Here is a 21,649-nt window from a genome sequence, read left to right on the forward strand (position 1 = left end):
GTGAAATGGAAAACCTTGGCAAGCTGATCCGAACCTTACGCAAGGAAAGAAAACTCTCCCAGCAGGCATTGGCACAGCAGTACGGAATGAGCCGTGCAACGATTTCCGGCATTGAAAACAACACCATTTCCGAAATTGGTCTGCGCAAGGTCGAGGCGATCCTCAACGGCTTCGGTTATGAACTGACGGCCGTGCCGCGACAGTCGAAGCGGCCGACGCTGGACACCCTGAAAAAGGTTGATTTCCATGGATGAGCCGCAGGAAAAGGATCGACTGACTATCAGCGTTTCCAACAGTGTGGTGGGAGTCCTTGGCCGTGGTCAGTCTCCTGTTGATACCGTGTTTGCCTACACCGAAAACGCGTCAGAACAAAACGCCGTCTCGTTGACCATGCCGGTGCGGCTGGAGAGTTACGCGTGGGAATCGGGCGTCCCACCGGTTTTTGAAATGAATCTGCCTGAGGGAGCCCTGCGTGATGAATTGACTCGTCGCTTCAGCAAGGCTGTCCGAGGGTTTGACGATTTTTCGATGCTTGCCATCGTAGGCCCGCACCAGCTCGGAAGAGTCGGCATTTCAAAGGCCCAGGGTCCGGGCGACCAGCCACCTGAAACCAGCCTGGCGGACCTACTTGTACATGATGGTGCGCAAGGTCTGTTCGAAGACCTCTTGCAGACCTATGGCCAGTATTCAGGCGTTTCCGGTGTACAGCCGAAGGTACTGGTGCGTGACAGCGCGTCAACCATCGATCGGCTGTCCCATCGGGGGGCCACGCATCTGGTCAAAGCCTTCCGTCCTGAGCAATACCCGGAGCTTGCTGCCAATGAATACTTCTGCATGCGGGCGGCGTTGCATTCGGGTCTTGAGGTGCCGAAGTTTGAACTCAGTGAGCACGGCAAGTTTTTGATCGTTGAACGCTTCGACCTGAATGAAAAAGGTTACCTGGGGTTCGAGGACTTCTGCGTGCTCAATGCCTGGCCATCAAAGGCCAAATACGATGGTTCATACGAAGGGGCGGCCAAGCAGATCAAGGCCTTTGTTTCTCCGCCTTTGCTCAATCAGGCACTGGAGTCGTTTTTCAAAATCGTCGCGCTATCTTCGGGATTGAAGAATGGCGATGCACACCTGAAAAACTTCGGTGTTCTGTACGAAGACTGTGGTGTCGATGCGCCAATCAACCTGGCACCTGCCTACGACATCATCACCACGTCGGTCTACATCAAGACCGATAGCATGGCGTTGCTACTGGGCGGATCGAAGGCGTGGCCCAAGTACAAAATGCTGATGCGATTTGGTCGCTCCGCCTGCAATTTGACCGAGGGGCGCTGTAACGAATTGCTGCAACAAGTCATCCATGGGATGGCAATGGCGATGGGCGAGATGGGCCAACACATAAAGGCAAACAGTACCTTTGCCGAGGTTGGAGAGGCGATGCTGGAGCAGTGGAACGAGGGTATTGCGCGCAGCCTGGTCAAAGGCTGATCAGCGCAACCCATCCCGAAACTGCCCAGGCGTCAGCCCCGTCCAGCGCTTGAAGGCGCGGCTAAAGCTGCTGGTGTCGGCAAACCCGAGCAGATAACTGATCTCGCTCAACGAACATTGCGGGTCACGCAAGTGCAGCAGCGCCAGATTTTCACGGCTTTCGTTTAGCAGCGTGTCGAACCGGTAGCCTTCATCGGCCAGGTGCCGTTGCAGGCTGCGCAGGCTCAAGTGCAGGGCCTTGGCGATGTGTTCGGCGCTGGGTTCGCCTTCGGGCAGTTGTTCTTCAATCGCATCGCGGACCTTGCGCTCCCACGTCAGCGGCTTGAGTTGCGCCAGGGTTCGCTTGAGCACGGTTTCGTTGTGTTCGGCCAGTTCCGGGTTGGCGTCGTCCAGGTGGCTGTCGAAGTCGACGAGGGCGAATTCCAGTCGATCCTCGTCGGCGCCGAAGTGCACGGGCGAGCGAAAGACTTTATGCCATTGATGTGCGTCTGCCGGCTCCGGGCGGCGCAGGTAGGTCGCCAGCGGCGCGTAGTCGCGACCCAGGCGATTGCGGCAGGTGCGCACGTAAATCGCCATGAACGCATCGATGGCCTCGAAGGCCGGGGCCGGGTTGCCGGAAGGGATTTTCAGACTGAAACGGTAGCGATCCTCGGCGCGGGTCAGTTCCAGTTCCAGGGCATCGCTGACTACCTGGTGATAGCGCACGATACGCTCGAACACTTCCCGAAGGCTGCCGCTGGCTACCAGCGCATAACCCAGCGCATGGAAAGTGGTCGGACTGACGAAACGCGAAACCCGCAAACCAATCGCCGGGTCGCCGCTGGCCTGCACTGCCAATTGCCACAGGTGTGTGGTGCCCGACAGCGGATAACGGGCGTTCGGGTCGTCCATCAACTGCGGGTCGAGCCCTGCTTGCTGGCACAGGGCAGTGCTGTCGTGGCCCAAGGCATCGAGCTGCTTGCGCAGGGCGCGGGTCCAGCTGGCGAGGGAGGTCGGTTCAGTCATGCTGATTGGCGCTTCCGGTCAACAGGTTGGCGTTCTCGGCTACCGCATTGCGAGGGTCCGCAAGGCAGGATGCAACCATCAATAACCAGAGGATGGAAGCATGAGTGGTACTTCTGCAAGCCCCCAGCGACTGAATGCATCACAGCGATCGGCCCATATCCGTGAAGTGGTGCTGGCCAGAGGCGTCGAGCTGCGCGAGCAATACCCGATTCTCAAGCATCAGGACGCCCTCGGCGCGGGTATTCTGGCCTTCGCCCTGGCCGGCATGGTCGGTTCGGCGGCGCTCTACATGGCCGGGCACATGGCGTGGTGGGCGTGCCTGTTGCTCAACGCCTTTTTCGCCTCGTTGACCCATGAGCTGGAACACGACCTGATCCACAGCATGTACTTCCGCAAGCAGAAGGTACCGCACAACCTGATGATGGGGCTGGTATGGCTGGCGCGGCCGAGCACTATCAATCCCTGGATTCGCCGCCATCTGCACCTCAATCACCACAAGGTATCGGGCTCAGAAACCGACATGGAAGAGCGCGCCATTACCAACGGCGAACCATGGGGCATCGCGCGATTCTTGATGATTGGCGACAACATGATGTCGTCGTTCATCCGCATGCTGCGGGCCAAGACCTGGGCGCAAAAGATCAGCATCGTCCAGCGCACCCTGAAGGTCTACGCACCGCTGGCGCTGATGCATTGGGGCGCGTGGTACGTGTTTCTCGGTTTCCACGCAGCGAACGGCGTTGCGCATCTGATGGGCGCACCGATCGAGTGGTCGGCAACGACATTGTCGGTGATGCAGGTGATCGACATTGCGGCAGTCGTGATCATTGGCCCGAACGTGTTACGCACGTTCTGCCTGCACTTCATCAGCTCGAACATGCACTACTACGGCGATGTGGAACCGGGCAACGTGATGCAGCAGACGCAAGTGTTGAACGCGTGGTGGTTGTGGCCGTTGCAGGCGTTCTGCTTCAACTTCGGCAGCAGCCACGGGATCCATCACTTTGTGGTTAAGGAACCGTTCTACATCCGTCAATTGACTGTGCCGGTGGGGCACAAGGTGATGCGCGAGATGGGCGTGCGGTTCAATGATTTCGGCACGTTTGCGCGGGCTAACCGGTTTGAGGGCAAGGATGAAGTGGTTGGGGAAAAGGTGCATACGGCTCAGGCTTAGTAGCGTTTGAAAGGGCCTCTTCGCGGGCAAGCCCGCTCCCACAGGTTTCTGCGGCGAATGCGAAGTTTGCGTTCAACACAAATCACTGTGGGAGCGGGCTTGCCCGCGAAGGGGCCGGATCAGCCGATATCAATCCGGCTGAAACGGCGACTCACTCAGGATCACCCCAGTCTCATCCACATACCGCTGCCAATGCTCGATCAAGGCACTGAGCTTTTCCGGCTGACTCGACGCCAGGTCATGAATCTCCCCCGGATCACTACTCAGGTCATACAGCTGCCAGGTCGCCGGCCCTACCGGTCCAGGGATGTACACCGCCTTCCATTTTCCTTGCCGAATCGCCCGTCGTCCGAACAGTTCCCACCCGGTGACGGTGTGCTCGTCATGCACTTGCGCCGTCTCGCCGGACAGGAACCCCAGCCACGACTTCCCGCGAACTTCCGCCACGGGTTTGCCGTGCCATTGCTTGCCGGGATGGCGTACCCCGGCAAGATCCAGAATGGTCGGCGTGATGTCCATTACCGTGCCAAACCCGTGGCTGATCTGGCCCTTGAGCGGCAGCTGCGGATAGTGCACCAGCGCCGGAACACGGATCCCGCCTTCGGTGGTGAAGGCCTTGAACAACCGCGATGGCGCGGTGGCAACCTGCGCCCAGTTCGGCCCGTACCAGACGTAGGAATTGGCGCGGCCGATGTTGTCCAGGCTGTTGTCGTAATGCTGGTTGAGATAGGTCAGCAGCTGCGGGCCGAATTTCGGAAAGGCCTCCAGCAACGCCCCTTCGGCACCGTTATCGGACATGAACAGGATGAAGGTGTTGTCCAGCTGGCCTTGCTGGCGCAAGTAATCGACGACGCGCCCGATGTTCCAGTCCATGCGTTCGACCATTGCCGCATAAACTTCCATGGCCCGCGCGGAGATCTGCCGCTGCTCGTCGCTCAGGGCATCCCATTGTGCAGTCAATTGGATCAATGGATGCGGCTCGACATCGGCCTCGATCAGCCCCAGTTTTTTGAGTTTTTCCAGGCGCTCGATTCGTAGTACTTCAGGGCCGGCGTCATAGCGCCCGCGGTATTTTTCCACTACGTCGGCCGGCGCCTGCAACGGCCAGTGGGGGGCGGAAAACGGCAGGTAGGCGAAGAACGGCCGGGTCTGGTCGCGCTCCTTGAGGTATTGCAGCAGCTTGTCGCCAAAGGCATCAGAGGAATAGAAGTCCTTGGGCAGCTCATCGATGAATTGGTCGTCTTCGATGTACAGCGTCGGGGTGGATTTCAGCAGCCGTGGCGTCGTTTCATCGTAGGTCGGCTCGAAGCCGTAATGGTTGGCGGCGCCGGGCAGCAGCGAGAACGAACGCTCGAAACCCCGGGCGTGGGGCGCCAGTTCCGCGGTCAGGCCCAGGTGCCATTTGCCGCTCATCAACGTCTGGTAACCCGCCTCGCGCAGCAGCTCGGGCAGGGCGACCACGCGGTCGTTCAAGTGCCCTTCGTAACCCGGTTTGCCGATCAGGTCCGGGGTCAGGGCTTCGGCCATGGTACCGATGCCGGCGATGTGGTGGTCGGTACCGGTGAGCAGCATCGAACGGGTCGGCGAGCAGGTCGGTGCGGTGTGGAAGTCGGTCAGGCGCAGGCCATTGTTGGCCAGGGTATCGAGATTCGGCGTGTTGATTTCGCCACCGAAGGCGCCGAGGTCGGAAAAGCCCAGGTCATCGGCCAGGATCACTAGAAAGTTGGGACGTTGCGGCATCAGGAATTTCCTTTTTCAGTAGGCAATGAAGGACAGCGGCAGATCGCGGACCTGCACCGGCACGGGGGGCTGGTAGTGATCGTCGCTGGTGAGTTCGTGCAGCAGTTCTTCACGCAATTGGTGGAAGTCGAAGCTGCTGCGCTGGCGCGGATGGGGCAGGGCGATGTCGACCACTTGCTTGATCCGCCCCGGACGCGGCTCCATCACCACCACGCGGTCGGCGAGGAAGATCGCTTCCTCGACATCATGGGTAACCAGCACAGTGGTGATTTTTGCCCGGGCGCGGATCGCCAACAGTTCGTCCTGCATCTGCTGGCGGGTCAGCGCATCGAGGGCGCCGAAGGGCTCGTCCAGCAGCAGAATCCGTGGGCTGGCCACCAGGCCGCGGGCGATGGCCACGCGCTGCGCCATGCCGCCGGAGAGCTGATGCGGATAGGCGCGGGCGAAGTCGCTCAAGCCCACCAACTCGATGAAATCGCTGATGCGCTTGTGCTTCTGCGCAGCGCTCAGGGGCTCGTTGACCAGGCCCAGGCCGATGTTGTCGGCCACGCTCAGCCACGGGAACAAACGGTGTTCCTGGAAGACGATGCCGCGCTCGCCGCCGATGCCGGTGACGGCTTTTCCGTCCACGCTGATCTGCCCGCGAAACTGCGTATCGAGGCCCACCAGCAACCGCAGCAAAGTGGATTTGCCGCAGCCGCTGGAGCCGACGATGGCGACGAATTCGCCCTCGGCGATGTCCAGGTTGAATTCGCGAATGGCCTCAAGTGTGAAGCCGTCGACGTCGAAGGTTTTGCCCACGTGATTGAAGCTGACAATTGGTGCGTTCATGCGTGTCTCCAGCGGGTGGCGCGGATTTCCAGGCGTTGGCCAACGAGGTTGAGCAGGGCACCGGTCAGGCCCACCAGGAGCATGCCGGCCATGATCAGATCCATGCGCAGCAGTTGCTGGGCGCCGATCATCTGGCTGCCGATACCGCCGTTGGACGGCATGAAGTATTCGGCGCCGATGGTGCCGAGCCAGGCGTAGATCAGGCTCAGCCTGAGCCCGGCGAAAATCCCCGGCGCGGCGCCCGGCAACACCAGTCGACCGAGGCGCTGGCGCAGATTCAGGCGCAATACCTGCGCGGCCTCATTCAGTTGCGACGACAGGTGGGCAACGCTGCGTTGGGTGGCGATGAACAATGGGAAAAAAGCGGCGAGGGCAACGAACACCCACTTCGCCAGTTCGCCAAGACCGAACCAGGCGGTGAGCAGCGGCACCCAGGCGAATATGGCGATCTGGCGGACGGCGGCGAGGGTTGGGCCGAGCACGCGTTCACTGGTGCGCGACAGCCCCAGTAGCAATCCCAAGGCAAACCCGAGCCCGCCACCGAGCAGTAATCCGCCAAGGGTTCGGCCCAGGCTCAGGGCCATGCCGCCAAGCAGTGTGCCGTCGAGCAAACCATCCCGGGTGGTCTGCAGGACGGCCAGCGGGCTGACCAGAATGTTCGCGTCAATCCATTGCTGATCCGAGGTCAGTTGCCACAACGCCAGCAGTGCCAGAGGCAGCAGCCACGGTTGCAGGCGTTGCCAGCCTTGATAACGCGGCCCGCGACGGATTTCAGCGGTGGCCGGGTGCGGCCAGTGCACCAGTTTCCTGTCCAGCAGGCCGATGCCGCGATCCATCGCCACGCCGATCAAGCCGATCACCACGATGCACACGAACACGATGTCGAGCATGAACAGCTGCCGCGCCCAGACCATCAGGTATCCGATGCCTTCACTGGATGCGAGCAGTTCGACAGCGAGCAGTGAAGTCCAGCCGGCGGCCAGCGCGAGGCGCACGCCGGCCATGAACGCCGGCAGCGCGGCAGGCAGCACCAGGCGGCGGATCAACAAGTACCTGGGCAGGCGCAACACCGCGGCGGCTTCGCGTAGCTTTGGTTGTGCATCGCGCACACCGACCAGCGTATGCAGGGTCACCGGCACCACGATGGCCTTGATCAGCACCACCAATTTCAGCACTTCACCGATGCCGAAAAACACCATGAACAATGGAATCCAGGCCAGGGTCGGGACTTGCGCCAACCCGGCGAAGGTTGGAAACACCAGACGCTCCAGTCGCCGACTGAAACCCAGTGCCGCACCCAAAACCGCACCAGCGCTGATCCCGGCCAACAGCCCCCAGAACAAGCGTTGCAGGCTGATCCACAAATGGCTCCACAACTCGCCTTGGGACAGATCAACGGCGCTGGTCCAGACCAGGGTTGGCGCCGGCAGGATCTGCTCACTCATCCAGTGATAGCGGCTGGCGAGCCACCAAAGGGTGAACAGGGTAACCGGCAGCAACCAAGGCAACAGCCGACGATTCAGGCTGGGCCAGAGGCGCTGGTTTTCCAGTGGTGGCGCGGCCAGCGGCAGGCTGAGAAGGGAAACACGGGCCATGGATGACCTCCGTTGTCGGTGTATGCAAAATCGATCTATAAAAATTCAAATCAATGCTATTGAGAGATAAGCAAGGCCATTTAAGGCCTCCAACTCAGCTGTATCCAATGCATTCGAAGAATATTTTTGATGCCGTTTGGGCATATCGGCGGAGAGCCCCGGATGTGTTGATATAGATCTAATTGATCTAAAAATGTGAATTTATAGTATTTAAGTGTTGGTTCTACTTCAGCCTACTTTCGACTCCTCAACGCCCGTTGCCCCAAGGAGCCGCACCCATGAACCTTCCCTTCAAACGTGTCATCAGTCTGTTCGCCGCACCGGCCCTGGCGGGGCTACTGGCTTTCACGGCCAACGCCGATGAGCTCAAGGAAATCCGCATCGCCGTGCCGGACCTCAGTGCCGGTACCCAGCACAGCAGTGGCGGTGTAGTGGATGTGTTGCGCCATCAACAGATCTTCGAAAAGGCCTTTGCCGACCAGGGCATAAAGATTCAGTGGAACTTCTTCAAGGGCGCAGGCCCGGTGATCAACGAGGCGTTCGCCAACGGTCAGGTTGACCTGGCCTACCTCGGTGATCTGGCGGCCATCATCGGCAAGTCCAATGGTCTGGATACGCGACTGCTCAGCGCCTCGGCGCGTGGGGTGAAGCATTACCTCGGCGTGGTGCCGGGTTCGGGAATCAAGACCCTGCAAGACCTCAAGGGCAAGCGCGTAGCGATCTTCAGAGGTACCGCCACGCAGTTGTCCTTCGATGCGGCGCTGGCCAGTCAGGGGTTGAGCGAGAAGGATGTGAAAGTCATCAACCTCGATTTCAACGCGGCGGTCGCGGCGCTGGCGGCGAAGCAGATCGATGCCACGTGGGGCAGTTCCGGGCTCACGGCGTTGCAGGCCAAGGGGTTGGCCGAGTTGCCGCTCAGTACCAAGGACCTGGGCGGTGCCGGCAGTGTGCAGGCGGTGCTGATAGGGACCGGGAAGTTTGTCGACGAGAACCCCGAGGCGGTGGCGAAACTGCTCAAGGCTCAACAGCAGGCCGTGGCGTGGTTGACCCAGGACAGCAACAAGGACGCCTACATTCAGTTGGTGTCGGGGCTGGCGGGTTATCCGGTGGTAATTCTTTCTCAGGATTTGAAGGATCAGAAACTGAGTGAGGTGTTCCCTTCGACGCTTGACCCGGTGTTCCTGGGTAAATTGCAGGATGCGGTGGATCTGGCAGCGCAGCAGAAGCTGATTCGCAAGTCGTTCAAGGTGAGCGATTGGGTGGCGCCGGAGTTGGCGGCTGCCAAGCTTTGATTCTTAAGCGCTCTTGAGGGCGCCTTCGCGGGCAAGCCCGCTCCCACAGGTGTTTCTGGTGTTCAGAAGATCTGTGTTCACTGGAGATCCCTGTGGGAGCGGGCTTGCCCGCGAAGAGGCCCTAAACCGCGACGCTGATCTGCTGCCTGTCCACCGCCACCAACGTCTCGATCATCGCCCGTGCCGCTGGTGACAACCGGAACCCGGTGCGACTGACGATCCCGCACCGTGCATTCATGCTCTCAATGTTCTGCGGCAGATTGCGCCAGTGCAGCTGCACCAGCGAACCCTGGGCAACGTCTTCGATAAACGCTTCTTGCGTTCCCACGCCTATGGCGTTGGATTGCAGCACTACTTTCACTAGCGCCGGAAAATGTTCGGTCTCGATGCTCGGCGAAAAGTCCACCCGGCCACTGAGGTTTGCCAGCAGTTTGCGAATGCCTGGGGGGATCATCGTGGTCGCCAGCGGGTAATCGAACATGTCGTTGGTCGACAGACTCTCCTTGGCAAGCAGCGGATGCCCCGGCCGGCAGAAAAACACACCGCGCTTGGGCGTCAGGGCCTGGGTCTGGAAGTTCGGGTCGGACTCGAAATGGCGGATGTCGGCGATGAAAAATTCGATCTCCTCACGACTCAATGCGCGGCTGAGTTTTTCCCAGTTATCCACCTCGAAACAGGTGCGCACTTTCGGGTGCGCATTGATGAACTGCGCCACCGCATCCGGCACCAGTTTCACCGCCGGTGCCGGGCCGCAACCGAAGCGCAGTTCACCGGCATCGAGCTTGGTCATCTGCGTCACTTCGGAGCTGAGCAACGCCGCACCCTGCACCAGGCTGCGGGCATGTTGCAGCACCACCAGGCCTTCGGGGGTGGGGCGCAAATCCTTGTTGCCACGGTCCACCAGGACGCAGCCGAACTCGTGTTCGAGCCCCTGAATGCTGCGGCTGAAGGCAGGCTGGGTAATGCCCATGGCCTCGGCCGCGCGCACGAAACTGCGGTGTTCGTCGAGGGCGATGAAGTAACGCAACTGGCGAAGATCCATATGCTTTTCCGGCATCCTAAAAATAGCTCGAAGGCATTTGCGACGAGGGTTGACTGAGGTTTTAAATGCAACCTCTTATTCCGTCAACGAAGCATGTAGATATCTATTAGACCTAAATAGAATATAGATAGAGCAGTGTTTCGCGGCCGGTCCAACCGCAAGCAGTCTGATGAGGGTCTACCCATGAGCAATGCCGCTTTCGCAGTACAACCCGCTGTTCACGCGCTTGAAATCCATCCGGTGGCCGGTCGCATCGGTGCCGAAATCCGTGGCGTACAGCTTTCCGGCGAGCTGGATGCCGCCACTGTTGAAGCCATTCAACAGGCACTGCTGCAATACAAAGTGATCTTCTTCCGCGAGCAGACCCAACTCGACGATCAACGCCAGGAGGCGTTCGCCCACCTGCTCGGCGAGCCGGTGGCGCACCCGACCGTACCGGTGCGCGAAGGCACGCGTTTTCTGTTGGAACTGGACGGTGCTGAAGGCCAGCGAGCCAGCTCCTGGCACACCGACGTGACCTTCGTCGAGGCCTACCCGAAAGCCTCGATCCTGCGCTCGGTGGTGGCCCCGGCGTTCGGCGGCGACACCTTGTGGGCCAACACAGCCTCCGCCTACGAGGGGTTGTCGGTGGAGCTGCGTGAACTGGCCGACAAACTGGTCGCCGTGCACAGCAACGAATACGACTACGCCGGCACCAGGCCTGACGTCTCGGCCGAGAAGCTGGAGCGCTATCGCAAGATCTTCACCTCGACCGTCTACGAGACCGAACACCCGGTGGTCCGCGTGCACCCGGTCAGCGGTGAGAAGAGCCTGTTGCTGGGGCATTTCGTCAAACGTATCAAGGGCTATTCCCAGGCCGATTCGGCGCACCTGTTCGGTCTGTTGCAGAGCCATGTGATCCGCCAGGAAAACATCGTGCGCTGGCGCTGGAAGGCCGGTGATGTGGCGATCTGGGACAACCGCTCCACCCAGCATTACGCGGTGGATGACTACGGGACCCAGGACCGCATCGTGCGCCGGGTGACGCTCAAGGGTGAAGTGCCGGTGGGTGTGAGCGGGCAGGTCAGCCAGACGGTGAAAGGGCCGGATATCGACGGCGTCTGAGCCGACGCCTTCGCGAGCAGGGGATCTCCAGTGTTCGCACGGTCAGTGTGGGAGCGGGCTTGCTCGCGAAGGCGGCCTTTCAAGCAACAAAGAATTTACTTTGATCGGGAACCCCGCCTTATGAGTCCGTTGCACGTCGCTTCAACCTCTTCACCCCAACGGCTCAAACGCCTGCCTCTGGCCTTGTTGCTGGCAGGCAGCGCCAGTTGGACCCAGGGTTATGCAGCCGATAGCGCCACCCCTGAAACCACCCCCCAAAAAACCGCCACCGCCGACAGCGCGCAGCTGGAAACCGTGACGGTCACCACTCGCCGCCGCGAAGAAAGTTCGCAGGACGTACCGACGCCGATGAGCGTGGTCAGCGGCCAGACCCTGGAAATCCAGCGGGTCTATCGCATCCAGGATCTGCAGCAGCTGGTGCCCAGCGTCAACGTCGCCTACATGCATGCGCGTCAGTCCAGCGTGTCGATCCGTGGCCTTGGCAACAACCCGGCCAGCGATGGCCTGGAAGGCAGTGTCGGGCTGTACATCGACAACGTTTACCTCGGCCGGCCAGGCATGGCCGTGTTCGACCTGATGGACATCGAGCAGCTCGAAGTGCTGCGCGGCCCACAAGGCACCTTGTTCGGCAAGAACACCACCGCCGGCGTGATCAACATCAGCACCCGCGCGCCGACCTTTACCCCTGAGCGCAGCATCGAATCTTCGGTGGGCGAGGACGGTTATTTCCAGACCAAGGGCACGATTTCCGGCCCGTTGAATGACGAACTGGCCGGACGTTTTTCCGCGTACCGCACCCGCAGCGACGGTGACATCAAGAACGAATTCGACGGCCACGATTTGAACGGAGGCTCCCGCGATGGCTTTCGCGGGCAGCTGCTTTTCAAACCGAACGAGTCATTCAGCCTGCGCTGGATCGGCGACTACAACGAAGAGGATTCCAGCGCCGGCACCCGTGTGTTGTTCAACACCGGGCCGACCATCAATGGCACCAACCTTTACCAGCGCCGGGCCAATGCGGCGGGTGCGACACTGGTTGATGGCACGCACCGCAAGGTCAATCTGAACAATGAACAGCACGTCACCGTGCATCAGGGCGGCACATCGGTCGAGGCCAACTGGACGCTGCCGAGCGACTTTACCCTGACCTCCATCAGTTCCTATCGCTGGTGGAATTTCACCCCGCGCAATGATGACGGCCTGAACGTCTCCACCTTCTTCAATGCCGGCGTTTCGGTGGAGGACAAGCAGTATTCCCAGGAGTTTCGCCTGGCGTCGCCTACCGGTGGATTGTTCGATTACGTGCTCGGCGCCTACTACTTCGGCTCCGACCTGGACAACAAATCCTTCGCCTTTTACGGCCCGCAAGCGGACATCTGGAACGGTACGCCCAACGGGGCGCTGAACAACGTCGATAGCGTCGGTAACGGTCATATCGAAACCAACAGTTTCGCGCTGTTCGCCCAAGGCACCTGGCACCTGACCGAGCGTCTGGATTTCACCGCCGGTCTGCGCGGCACCTATGAAGAGAAAAGCGCCAGGGTGACCCGTGATGCACCGGCCGGTGGTGTCGCGGTCACTGGCGCGGCGGCCGCGGCACGACGCGCTCGTGCGGGGGTCTTCGATTCCGGCGATCTGAATCAGTACAGCTCCAGCCCTTCGGGTTTGTTGAACCTCAGTTACCACATCACTGACGACTTGCTCACCTACGCCACGTTGTCCCATGGCGAAAAATCCGGCGGGGTCAATCTGGCGGTGGGCACGGCACCGGTTGCCGGCGCCGACTCGCTGCTCATCGGCACCGAGCGTGCCAACAACGCCGAACTCGGTTTCAAAAGCACCCTGTGGGACCGTCGCCTGCAACTCAACGCCAACCTGTTCTGGACCCAGGTCAACGGCTACCAAACCAACGCCTACGACGACGTCAATCGCGTGCAATACCTGACTAACGCCGGCTCCGTGCGCTCCCGTGGCGTGGAGTTCGAAAGCACCCTGATCCCGCTGCGTGGCCTGACGCTGAACATCAACGGCTCGTACAACGACGTCAGCTACCTCTCCTACAAGGATGCGCCGTGCCCGCCGGAAGTCAGCCTGGCGCCCGGCGCTCCGGCGTCCTGTGACCTCAGCGGCCATCAAGTGGTGGGTGCTTCGAAATGGATCGGCAACGCTAACGGCGAATACAAATGGAACCTGAGCAACGGCTTCGAAGAGTACGTCACCGCCAGCTATGCCTTCCGCTCCAAAGCGGTGGGCACGGTGGAAGATTCCGACTTCGGCCAGATCCCCAGTTATGCGGTGGTCAACCTGTCCACCGGCCTGCGCGGCGACTTCAACCAAGGGCAGTGGGACGTTTCGTTGTGGCTGAAAAACGCCTTCGACAAAACCTACTACACGACGCTCTGGACAGCCTCGAATGGCGGTTATGAAGGCTTGCTCGGCACGCCACGGACGCTGGGCGTGACCGGTCGATATGACTTCTGACGGCGAAAAACCATGCCTAGGATGAATACTTTCAATGCGGGCAAGGCATCGGGTTTTTTCCACTACGCCGGAGCCCTTGAACGGCGGGCTCTGGCGGTGGGTTGATGGGTTTATATATTCGCTTAAGGTCTAAACATAAGTTTAAACATTACTTTCAGAACTAAGCGTTCAAGCCAATGATTGCTCTACCAGGACGTCGTCGGGGGATGTTCAGTACGACGTTCCGGTAAATCGCAAAGAGACCGCAGGGAGTTAAACAATGGGCAATGTCCAGACCGCCGCCGGTGCACATGAAGTGCTGTGGCGCCAGGCACCTGGTGGTGAGTTGGTCGATCTCGGCCGACCGCACCGGGTGCCCTTGGGCCAGTTGCGTTTGCAGCGTGCGCCCAAAGACGTCCTTCGCCGACGGGAAGCGATCGTGCTGGGCGTGCTGGCGTTGCTGGTGCATGGCGCGGTGATCTATTGGGTCAATCAGCAACCGACCACCGTGCTGCCCATCGTGCCACCGGAGATTCCGCCGATGACCATCGAGTTCTCGCGTCCGGCACTACCGGTGGTCGAGCCACCGCCGCCGCAACCGGTCCAGCCGGTGGTGGAGCCGCCTGCGCCCGTGGAAGACGAACTGGCGGTGAAACCACCTCCACCGAAGCCGGTTCCCAAGCCCCGGCCGGTGGCCAAACCGGTAGCGAAACCGGCGCCAAAAGCCGTTGAGCAACCACCTGCGCCGCCACAACCGGCAGCGCCTGTCGCGGCCCCGGCGCCACCTGCACCGCCTGCACCCGCACCTGTGACACCGGCCTCGGCCACCGCCGGTTACTTGAAGAACCCGGCGCCGCAATACCCGTCGCTGGCCCAGCGTCGCGGCTGGGAAGGCACGGTGTTGTTGCGCGTGCATGTGCTGGCCAGCGGCAAGCCCGGCGAGATCCAGATCCAGAAAAGCAGCGGTCGCGATGCACTGGACGAAGCAGCGCTGAACGCGGTGAAACGCTGGAGTTTCGTGCCAGCCAAGCAAGGCGATGTCGCCCGGGACGGCTGGGTCAGCGTGCCCATCGATTTCAAGATTCATTAAACCGAAACAAAATTCGCGCGAAACGTTTACACGAGGAATACACCATGACGTTACTGGCATCTCCACTTGAATCCATCGAAAGCGCGGTGATCTGGCTGCTGGTGGTTTTTTCCGTCGCGACCTGGGGTCTGGCATTGCTCAAGGGTGTGCAGTTCGGGCGCCTCAAGGCACAGGATCGAAAGTTTCATCAACAGTTCTGGGCCGCTTCGAGTCTCGATTCGGCGGCCGAACTGAGTGAAACCCGGCCCGGAGCGGCAGCCCGGGTTGCACAGGCCGGTTATGCGGCCATCCAGGTGGGCGAGGCGCCACAGGCGGCGGACTTGAGCCAGGCGATCAATCATCAGGATCGTCTGGAGCGTGCCTTGCGTCAGCAGATCGTGCGCGAGCGCCGGTCGCTGGAAACCGGGTTGGCGGTGCTCGCGAGCATTGGCAGCACCTCGCCGTTCATTGGTTTGTTCGGCACGGTGTGGGGAATCATGGAAGCGTTGAAAGGCATCAGTGCGGCGGGCTCGGCGAGCCTTGAAACGGTCGCCGGACCGATTGGTGCGGCACTGGTCGCCACCGGCGTAGGGATCGCCGTCGCGGTGCCGGCGGTGCTGGTTTACAACTACTTTTTACGCCGTTTGAAACTCACGGCGGCGGATCTGGATGACTTCGCCCATGACTTCTACAGCCTGGCGCAGAAGAGTTCGTTCCGCGTGTTGATCCACCCGACGGCGCACAAGGTGGCAGCCCAGGGCAACGCGCAGAAAGTGAAGGAGGCGTCCTGACATGGCCTTCTCCACGCAAGACACCGATGAGGTGCTCAGCGAGATCAACGTGACGCCGCTGGTGGATGTGATGCTGGTGTTGCTGGTGGTGTTCATCGTCACCGCGCCGCTGCTGACCAACGCGATTCCGATCAACCTGCCCAAGACCGAAGCGGTAGCGCCGGTGGAGCAGAAAGACCCGTTGGTGGTGAGCATCGACGGTGCCGGCAAACTGTTTATCAACAAGGACGAGATACAGCCGGACTTGCTGGAATTCAACCTCAAGTCGGCGAAGGCCAAAGACCCCGAGGTGCGCGTGCAATTGCAGGCGGACGATGGGGTGAATTACGGCGAAGTGGCGCGGGCCATGGCTTCGATTGAACGGGCGGGGATTACCAAGTTGTCGGTGATTACTGCGCGTTAACAGATTTTCGTTTTCCGGGGCCGTCTCCTTGGCAGGGTGCGGCCCTTTTTTTTGCCTCGATTTTCGCGAACACCGCAGTACCCCTGTAGGAGCGAGCCTGCTCGCGAAGGCGTCTTCATATTCAAAATCAGGGTGGCTGATCCACCGCTATCGCGAGCAGGCTCGCTCCCACAGGGGGTTTGTTATATATTCGATAATGGTCTTAATAAATAGCTTCTTATTCCTTAACGAATATAAATCCTCTCCCTATACTCGACCGGGAACAGACACGCAGCAGGAGAGCTCCCCCATGCGCAACGAATCAATTCGCTACCTGATTGTGCCGGGCTGGCAAGGATCGCCAGAAGATCATTGGCAAAGCCACTGGCAGAACAGCCTGCCGAACAGCGCACGGGTGGAACAGGCCGACTGGCTGACGCCGCGCCGTGAAGACTGGGTCGCGGCGCTGGCCGAGGCGATTGCCGCCGACAGCACGCCGGTGATTCTCATTGCCCACAGCCTGGGTTGCATCACCGTCGCCCATTGGGCAGCGAGCGCCCCGGTGCAGTTTTTGCGTCAAGTGCGCGGCGCCTTGCTCGTCGCGCCGGCAGACGTCGAACGCCCGGCCTGCGTACCGGCCTTGCGCAACTTCGCGCCGATTCCGAAGGATCTGCTGCCATTCCCCAGCCAGATCGTCAGCTCCGACAACGACAGCGCCGTCAGTGCACCGCGGGCCCTGGAGCTGGCGCGTAACTGGGGCGCCGAGGCGGGGATTCTGGCGGGGGCAGGGCATATCAACGTGAAGTCCGGTCACCAGCGTTGGGAGCAGGGTTTTGCCTATCTCTATCGCCTGCAAAACCGCATGGAACACCACGCCCTGCGCCGCGCTTGAACACTTTCTTTATTTAACGCCCCCGTCTCCCGGCGGTTTTGGGCGGGAGTCTGCCATGAGCTTTGAAACCTTCGGCCAGCCGCTGCTGACCTTTCCCGATGCTGAAAAAAGTCCCCTGAGCATCCGCGCCAAGGCGTTGGTGTTTGTCGATCCACGTTCGCGGCAATTACGTGAAGACCTCGAGCAACTGGCCACGCGTTCAGTGTCAGTGCTTATCCGTGGCGAAACCGGCACCGGCAAGGAATTGCTGGCCCGCCATATCCACCGCGCCAGTGATCGCGGCGGGTTGTTCGTCTCGGTCAACTGCGGGGCCATCAGCCCGACCTACGCCGACGCCGAGTTGTTCGGCTATGCCGCCGGCAGCTACAGCGGCTCGGCGAGCAGTCGTGCCGGGTGGTTTGGTTCGGCCAACGGCGGCACGCTGTACCTGGACGAAATCGGCGACCTGCCGCTGCCGATCCAGACCAAATTGCTCGCCGCACTGGAAAACCACGAGGTCACCCGCGTCGGCGCTCATCAGCCGAGCCCGGTGGATGTGCGGTTGGTGGCGGCCACCAGCATCGACCTGGCCCAGGCAGTTGCCGCCGGAAAATTCCATGAACGGCTCTATCACTACCTCAGCGAAGGCCAGCTCGAACTGCCGGCACTGCGCGAGCGCACGGGCGACATCCTGTCGCTGGCCGAATACTTCCTCGGGATCTACAGCCAGCGTCTCGACTTGCCAGTGCCGCTGATCAGCGAAGCGGCGCAGCTTGTGCTGGAACGCCACAGTTGGCCGGGCAATACCCGGGAGCTGGAAAACATCATTCACTTTGCGCTGTTGGTGAGTACGGGCGACGAGATTTTGCCGGAACATTTGAATTTGCCGGATACAGGTTTGGGACAGCTTGAACAGCAGCTCAAGCAGATTCTCGGTAATGGTTCGGCCGATGAAAAGGCGGCTTTGAAGCGATTGATAGCCGACGCGGGACTCCTGTAGGAGCGAGCCTGCAAGCGATGGACGTCAACGATGACGCGGCGCGCTGAATGTACGCGTTGCCCTTGCGACCTTCGCGAGCAGGCTCGCTCCTACAGAGAACGTGCGCTTTAACGCTCTGTATGAACAAAATGGAATATGAAGCTGAATAAACGTTATTGTTCGGGAATAAAAAATCCCGGTATTGTCCGCTTCACGCCAGCGATAGCACTTCACTGGCACTCTCATATTCAAGCCGTCGCCACAAGCGACTGTGATTTTCGATAAGGACACTGCATGAAAAAGGTTCTGTTGTTCACCGCACTGGCGGCTGCCCTGACCGCGGGCCTGGCCCAGGCTGGCGAGAAACTGGTGGTTGCCGCGACCCCGGTGCCACACGCCGAGATTCTCGAGCTGATCAAGCCAACCCTCGCCAAAGAAGGCGTGGACCTGGAAATCAAAGTCTTCACCGACTACGTTCAGCCGAACGTGCAGGTCGACCAGAAGCGTCTGGACGCCAACTACTTCCAGACCCTGCCGTACCTGAAGAGCTTCAACGAAGGCAAAGGCACTCACCTGGAAACCGTGATCGGTGTTCACGTTGAACCCTTTGGCGGCTATTCGAAGAAAGTCAAAACCCTGGCTGAGCTCAAAGACGGCGCGACCATTGCCATCCCGAACGAAGGCAGCAACAGCGGCCGTGCCCTGATCCTGCTGCAGAAGGCTGGCCTGATCGAGTTGAAAGACCCGAAAAACGCCGTGTCGACCCCGAAAGACATTGCCAAGAACCCGCACAATTTCAAGTTCAAGGAACTCGAATCGGCCATGTTGCCGCGTGTGCTGGATCAGGTCGACCTGGACATGATCAACACCAACTACGCGCTGGAAGCGGGCCTGAACCCGGCGAAAGACGCACTGATCATTGAAGGTGCTGATTCGCCTTACGTGAACTACCTGGTGGCCCGTCCGGACAACAAGGACAGCGTTGCCATCCAGAAACTGGCCAAGGCCCTGACCAGCCCGGAAGTGAAAGCCTTCATCGAGAAGAAGTACAGCGGTGCGGTACTGCCGGCGTTCTGATTCGCGAAGCAAACCCCTTCAAGGTTTCAAACGCCGACGGCTGATTTAGCGTCGGCGTTTTTTATTGGGAGATGGATTGGTCAGGTCGGCTTGGCCTTCAAGGCCCTGCGCAACGCCATCAAGAGTTTCAGAATGTCCTGCGGATCCAGCCGTTGCGGCGGTTGTACGTCTGCCATGTTCTCGTCCTTGTGAGATTTTGGCCGGGAGTCTGGCCAAAAGTGGTTCGTCCTTGGAGCGGCGTTTCGAAAAAAAGATCCTTCCTACGGCGCAATGGAAAGTAGCTGTCCTCTCTTGCCTGGGCAAACCCGGGCGTCAGTTTTCTCCCGGCACTAACAGTTCTGCTAGGTGCCGGCGCATATTAGCGGGTGCAAACTGCTTCCCTCGCCGGGAGTAGACCCTCATGAGCGCATTGACTCGCCCCCTCAATCGCTACCGCTATGATGCCCTGGACCGGCTGGTCGAGCTGGAACCGCTGGAGCTGGAAAAACTGACCCGGTTCTACCGCGGCGAACATCTGGTGACGCTGCTGAAAGGTCAGGGTGGGCACCGCGTGCTGCAACACGACAGGCAACTGCTGGCAGTGCAATCGTTTGACGGCGCCGAGCGCAACAGCCAGTTGCTGGTCACCGATCAGCAACGTTCGGTATTGCAGATGGCCGGACCTGACGGAGGTGTGCGTCAGGTCTACACGCCCTACGGTCATCGGCGGGTCGAAAGTGGTCCCGGCAGTTTGCTCGGATTCACCGGCGAAGCGGTCGATCCGGCCACCGGCCATTATCTGCTGGGTAGCGGGTATCGGGCGTTCAACCCGGTTCTGATGCGCTTCAACAGCCCGGACAGCTTGAGCCCGTTTGGTCGGGGTGGGTTGAATCCATATGCGTATTGTTTAGGCGATCCGGAGAATTTCTGTGATCCGACGGGGCGGTTTGTCAGGTTGATCACGAGCCTGTTCAGCGTGGCCAATGCTCGAATCGCCATGTCGCCTGCCATTCCCTTCAAGTTGGCCAGGGATGCTTTGCAATGGGGCGCAGCAGGCCGGTTACCCTACAAATACACCCTTGGTGCAGCGGGCTCGACTATGGCGGGAGTGGCGACGATGGCTTCAGCGCTGACGGGTCTTGCCACTGCCGTTGCGGGTATCACCGGGGACTCTGAGTCAGCTAAAACTCTCGGGTTTATTGCATTAGGATTAACCGGGCTTACGGTGGTATCGAGAGCGACTGCTTTCTGGGCTGCGCGTGATCCCAAGACCATCCCTGCCTTGAAGAGTTTTGTGGAAAGTCGCAATCGTCCGGCCACTCTGTCTGTGCCTGATGTACAACCACCAGATTTCCCGACTCCATCAGCGCCTCCTCTGACCCCCAGTACGCCTCAACCATCGGCTCCATTTCCGACTCCAGGACCAGTGGGCTTCCAGGGTTTTGTGTATCCCGTCAATTCAACTCGTACAGTCAATTTTTTGAATGAGCAACTTAACAGGCAGCCCGGCATTTTCAGGAATGCCAAAAATATCCGTCGTCACTCCCGATAGAGCGGAGCAGGAGTGACGGTGATTCACTCCGGCCAATACCACGCCGGCTCATCCAGCATCCGCTGCCCGACAATCCCGGTCTGCCCGAGATTCTTCTCCAACACGATGCAATTGCACTCCGGGTCTTCCTGCAATGCCGAAATCAGACGCCGGGCATGGGACACCACCCACACCTGACACTGCTCTGAAGCGCGGATGATCAAGCGCGCCAGCGCCGGCAGCAGATCCGGGTGCAGGCTGGTTTCCGGTTCGTTCAGCACCATCAGCGTCGGCGGCCGTGGCGTCAGCAGCGCCGCGACCAGCAGTAGGTAACGCAACGTTCCATCCGACAGCTCGGCGGCCGACAGCGGCCGCAACAAACCTTCCTGAAAGAACTCGATGGCGAAGCGCCCGCCGGGCAGTGGTTCAATGTTCAGTCGTGCGCCGGGGAAGGCATCGCTGATCGCCGCCCGTAAAGCCTCGGGGTCGCCAATTTCGATGATCGTCTGCAAGGCCGCCGCCAGATCACGTCCGTCGTGGTGCAGCACCGGTGTGCGGGTGCCCAGTTGTGGTTGACGGGCGGGGGCGTCGGCATCGCTGCGAAAGTGATCGTAAAAGCGCCAGCGGCGGATGAACTCGCGCATCTCCAGCACTTCCGGCGAACTGCGCAGGCTACCGACCTGATCGAACAGGCTGTCGAAAGTCGGCGTGTGCTGCGCCAATACATCCCACTTGCGATCGGCGCGGGCACGGATCATCGGGCCGTCACGATCGACCAGCAGACTGGCCGGGCGATAGAACGCTCCGGCCCACAGGCATTCGCGTTTGATTTGCGGGTCGAGGCTGAAATAAGACGGTATTGGCGAGCTGCGCCCGGGCAGCATGAAATGGCCATTGGAATCGGGCAGGCCGAGGCTGATCGAGTAGCCGAAATCCTCTCCCGCAAACCCCAGTCGCAGGCGTTTGACGCCTTGGCGCACGGTGGGCTCGATGGCGACTTCGCCAGTGCGCATGCGCCGGGAGATGGTTTCCGGGCCGGCCCAGAAGGTCGAATCCAGGCCTCCTTCACGGGCCAAGGCGTTGACCACGCCGCCGTGGGCGGTTTCCGCCAGCAGGCGCAGCGCACGGTACAGGTTTGATTTACCGCTGCCGTTGGGGCCGGTGATCAGATTCAGCCGGCCCAGCGGGATCACCAGTTTGTTGATCGAGCGGTAGTTGGCCACGGCGAGGGTCTTGAGCATTTGGGTT

At 60.3% G+C, this 21,649-nt stretch carries 19 protein-coding genes; 13 read left to right on the forward strand and 6 right to left on the reverse strand.

The annotated features are described in order from the left end of the window. Positions 1-5: 5 nt before the first annotated feature. Positions 6-254: a helix-turn-helix domain-containing protein gene (locus tag AC3IX1_RS00965; protein ID WP_489386773.1), complete on the forward strand. Its 249-nt coding sequence runs from the start codon at positions 6-8 to the stop codon at positions 252-254. After that, on the forward strand, positions 247-1,479 hold the full coding sequence (locus tag AC3IX1_RS00970; RefSeq protein ID WP_489386774.1) for a type II toxin-antitoxin system HipA family toxin: 1,233 nt from the start codon (positions 247-249) through the stop codon (positions 1,477-1,479). The genes AC3IX1_RS00965 and AC3IX1_RS00970 overlap by 8 nt, the downstream gene beginning before the upstream one ends. Here the strand turns inward: AC3IX1_RS00970 and AC3IX1_RS00975 are convergent, their stop codons facing one another. Next, the gene (locus AC3IX1_RS00975; RefSeq protein ID WP_489386775.1) at positions 1,480-2,484 is read right to left on the reverse strand and encodes an AraC family transcriptional regulator; all 1,005 of its coding nucleotides are present in this window, start codon (positions 2,482-2,484) and stop codon (positions 1,480-1,482) included. A 100-nt stretch (positions 2,485-2,584) separates the two neighbouring features. Between AC3IX1_RS00975 and AC3IX1_RS00980 the strand changes: the two genes are divergently transcribed. Then, positions 2,585-3,658 (forward strand): fatty acid desaturase, encoded by a 1,074-nt coding sequence (locus AC3IX1_RS00980; RefSeq protein WP_489386776.1) that lies wholly within the window; start codon positions 2,585-2,587, stop codon positions 3,656-3,658. Between the two features lie 129 nt (positions 3,659-3,787). On the opposite strand, the gene AC3IX1_RS00985 is transcribed toward AC3IX1_RS00980, so the two are convergent. Genes AC3IX1_RS00985 through AC3IX1_RS00995 form a run of 3 tightly spaced genes read right to left on the reverse strand, consistent with a single transcriptional unit; the run spans position 3,788 to position 7,824 of the window. Further along, positions 3,788-5,398, reverse strand: coding sequence for an arylsulfatase (locus AC3IX1_RS00985; RefSeq protein ID WP_489386777.1), 1,611 nt, complete (start codon positions 5,396-5,398; stop codon positions 3,788-3,790). 15 nt (positions 5,399-5,413) lie between these two features. Further along, the gene (locus tag AC3IX1_RS00990; protein ID WP_489386778.1) at positions 5,414-6,229 is read right to left on the reverse strand and encodes an ABC transporter ATP-binding protein; all 816 of its coding nucleotides are present in this window, start codon (positions 6,227-6,229) and stop codon (positions 5,414-5,416) included. Further along, positions 6,226-7,824, reverse strand: a complete 1,599-nt coding sequence (locus tag AC3IX1_RS00995) for an ABC transporter permease (protein ID WP_489386779.1) — start codon at positions 7,822-7,824, stop codon at positions 6,226-6,228. The genes AC3IX1_RS00990 and AC3IX1_RS00995 overlap by 4 nt, the downstream gene beginning before the upstream one ends. Positions 7,825-8,102: 278 nt before the next feature. On the opposite strand from AC3IX1_RS00995, the gene AC3IX1_RS01000 reads away from it, so the two are divergent. Further along, entirely contained in the window at positions 8,103-9,116 is a 1,014-nt protein-coding gene (locus tag AC3IX1_RS01000; RefSeq protein ID WP_489386780.1) for an ABC transporter substrate-binding protein, read from the forward strand. Between the two features lie 121 nt (positions 9,117-9,237). Here AC3IX1_RS01000 and AC3IX1_RS01005 read toward each other — a convergent pair whose 3' ends face one another. Next, positions 9,238-10,158, reverse strand: a complete 921-nt coding sequence (locus AC3IX1_RS01005) for a LysR family transcriptional regulator (protein ID WP_489386781.1) — start codon at positions 10,156-10,158, stop codon at positions 9,238-9,240. Positions 10,159-10,341: 183 nt separating this feature from the next. Between AC3IX1_RS01005 and AC3IX1_RS01010 the strand changes: the two genes are divergently transcribed. The 9 genes from AC3IX1_RS01010 (at position 10,342) to AC3IX1_RS01050 (ending at position 20,422) form a co-directional block, all read left to right on the forward strand. Next, entirely contained in the window at positions 10,342-11,262 is a 921-nt protein-coding gene (locus AC3IX1_RS01010) for a TauD/TfdA dioxygenase family protein (RefSeq protein WP_489386782.1), read from the forward strand. Positions 11,263-11,382: 120 nt separating this feature from the next. Further along, positions 11,383-13,743 carry a TonB-dependent receptor gene (locus tag AC3IX1_RS01015; RefSeq protein ID WP_489386783.1) on the forward strand — a complete coding sequence of 787 codons (2,361 nt, stop codon included), beginning with the start codon at positions 11,383-11,385 and terminating at the stop codon, positions 13,741-13,743. A gap of 259 nt (positions 13,744-14,002) precedes the next feature. After that, positions 14,003-14,812 carry an energy transducer TonB gene (locus tag AC3IX1_RS01020; protein ID WP_489386784.1) on the forward strand — a complete coding sequence of 270 codons (810 nt, stop codon included), beginning with the start codon at positions 14,003-14,005 and terminating at the stop codon, positions 14,810-14,812. A gap of 44 nt (positions 14,813-14,856) precedes the next feature. Continuing rightward, positions 14,857-15,582: a MotA/TolQ/ExbB proton channel family protein gene (locus AC3IX1_RS01025; RefSeq protein ID WP_489386785.1), complete on the forward strand. Its 726-nt coding sequence runs from the start codon at positions 14,857-14,859 to the stop codon at positions 15,580-15,582. A 1-nt stretch (position 15,583) separates the two neighbouring features. Next, positions 15,584-15,985, forward strand: coding sequence for an ExbD/TolR family protein (locus AC3IX1_RS01030; protein ID WP_007972930.1), 402 nt, complete (start codon positions 15,584-15,586; stop codon positions 15,983-15,985). Between the two features lie 289 nt (positions 15,986-16,274). Beyond that, the gene (locus AC3IX1_RS01035; protein ID WP_489386786.1) at positions 16,275-16,856 is read left to right on the forward strand and encodes an alpha/beta hydrolase; all 582 of its coding nucleotides are present in this window, start codon (positions 16,275-16,277) and stop codon (positions 16,854-16,856) included. A 55-nt stretch (positions 16,857-16,911) separates the two neighbouring features. Beyond that, a complete protein-coding gene (locus AC3IX1_RS01040; RefSeq protein WP_489386787.1) occupies positions 16,912-17,835 on the forward strand; it encodes a sigma 54-interacting transcriptional regulator in 924 nt (307 codons plus the stop codon). Between the two features lie 273 nt (positions 17,836-18,108). Beyond that, the gene (locus AC3IX1_RS01045; protein ID WP_150726432.1) at positions 18,109-18,891 is read left to right on the forward strand and encodes a MetQ/NlpA family ABC transporter substrate-binding protein; all 783 of its coding nucleotides are present in this window, start codon (positions 18,109-18,111) and stop codon (positions 18,889-18,891) included. Between the two features lie 400 nt (positions 18,892-19,291). Further along, on the forward strand, positions 19,292-20,422 hold the full coding sequence (locus AC3IX1_RS01050) for an RHS repeat-associated core domain-containing protein (RefSeq protein ID WP_489386788.1): 1,131 nt from the start codon (positions 19,292-19,294) through the stop codon (positions 20,420-20,422). 23 nt (positions 20,423-20,445) lie between these two features. Here the strand turns inward: AC3IX1_RS01050 and AC3IX1_RS01055 are convergent, their stop codons facing one another. Further along, positions 20,446-21,642, reverse strand: coding sequence for an AAA family ATPase (locus AC3IX1_RS01055; protein WP_489386789.1), 1,197 nt, complete (start codon positions 21,640-21,642; stop codon positions 20,446-20,448). Positions 21,643-21,649: the final 7 nt, after the last annotated feature.

It is taken from the genome of Pseudomonas sp. KH_046_2, assembly GCF_057838985.1.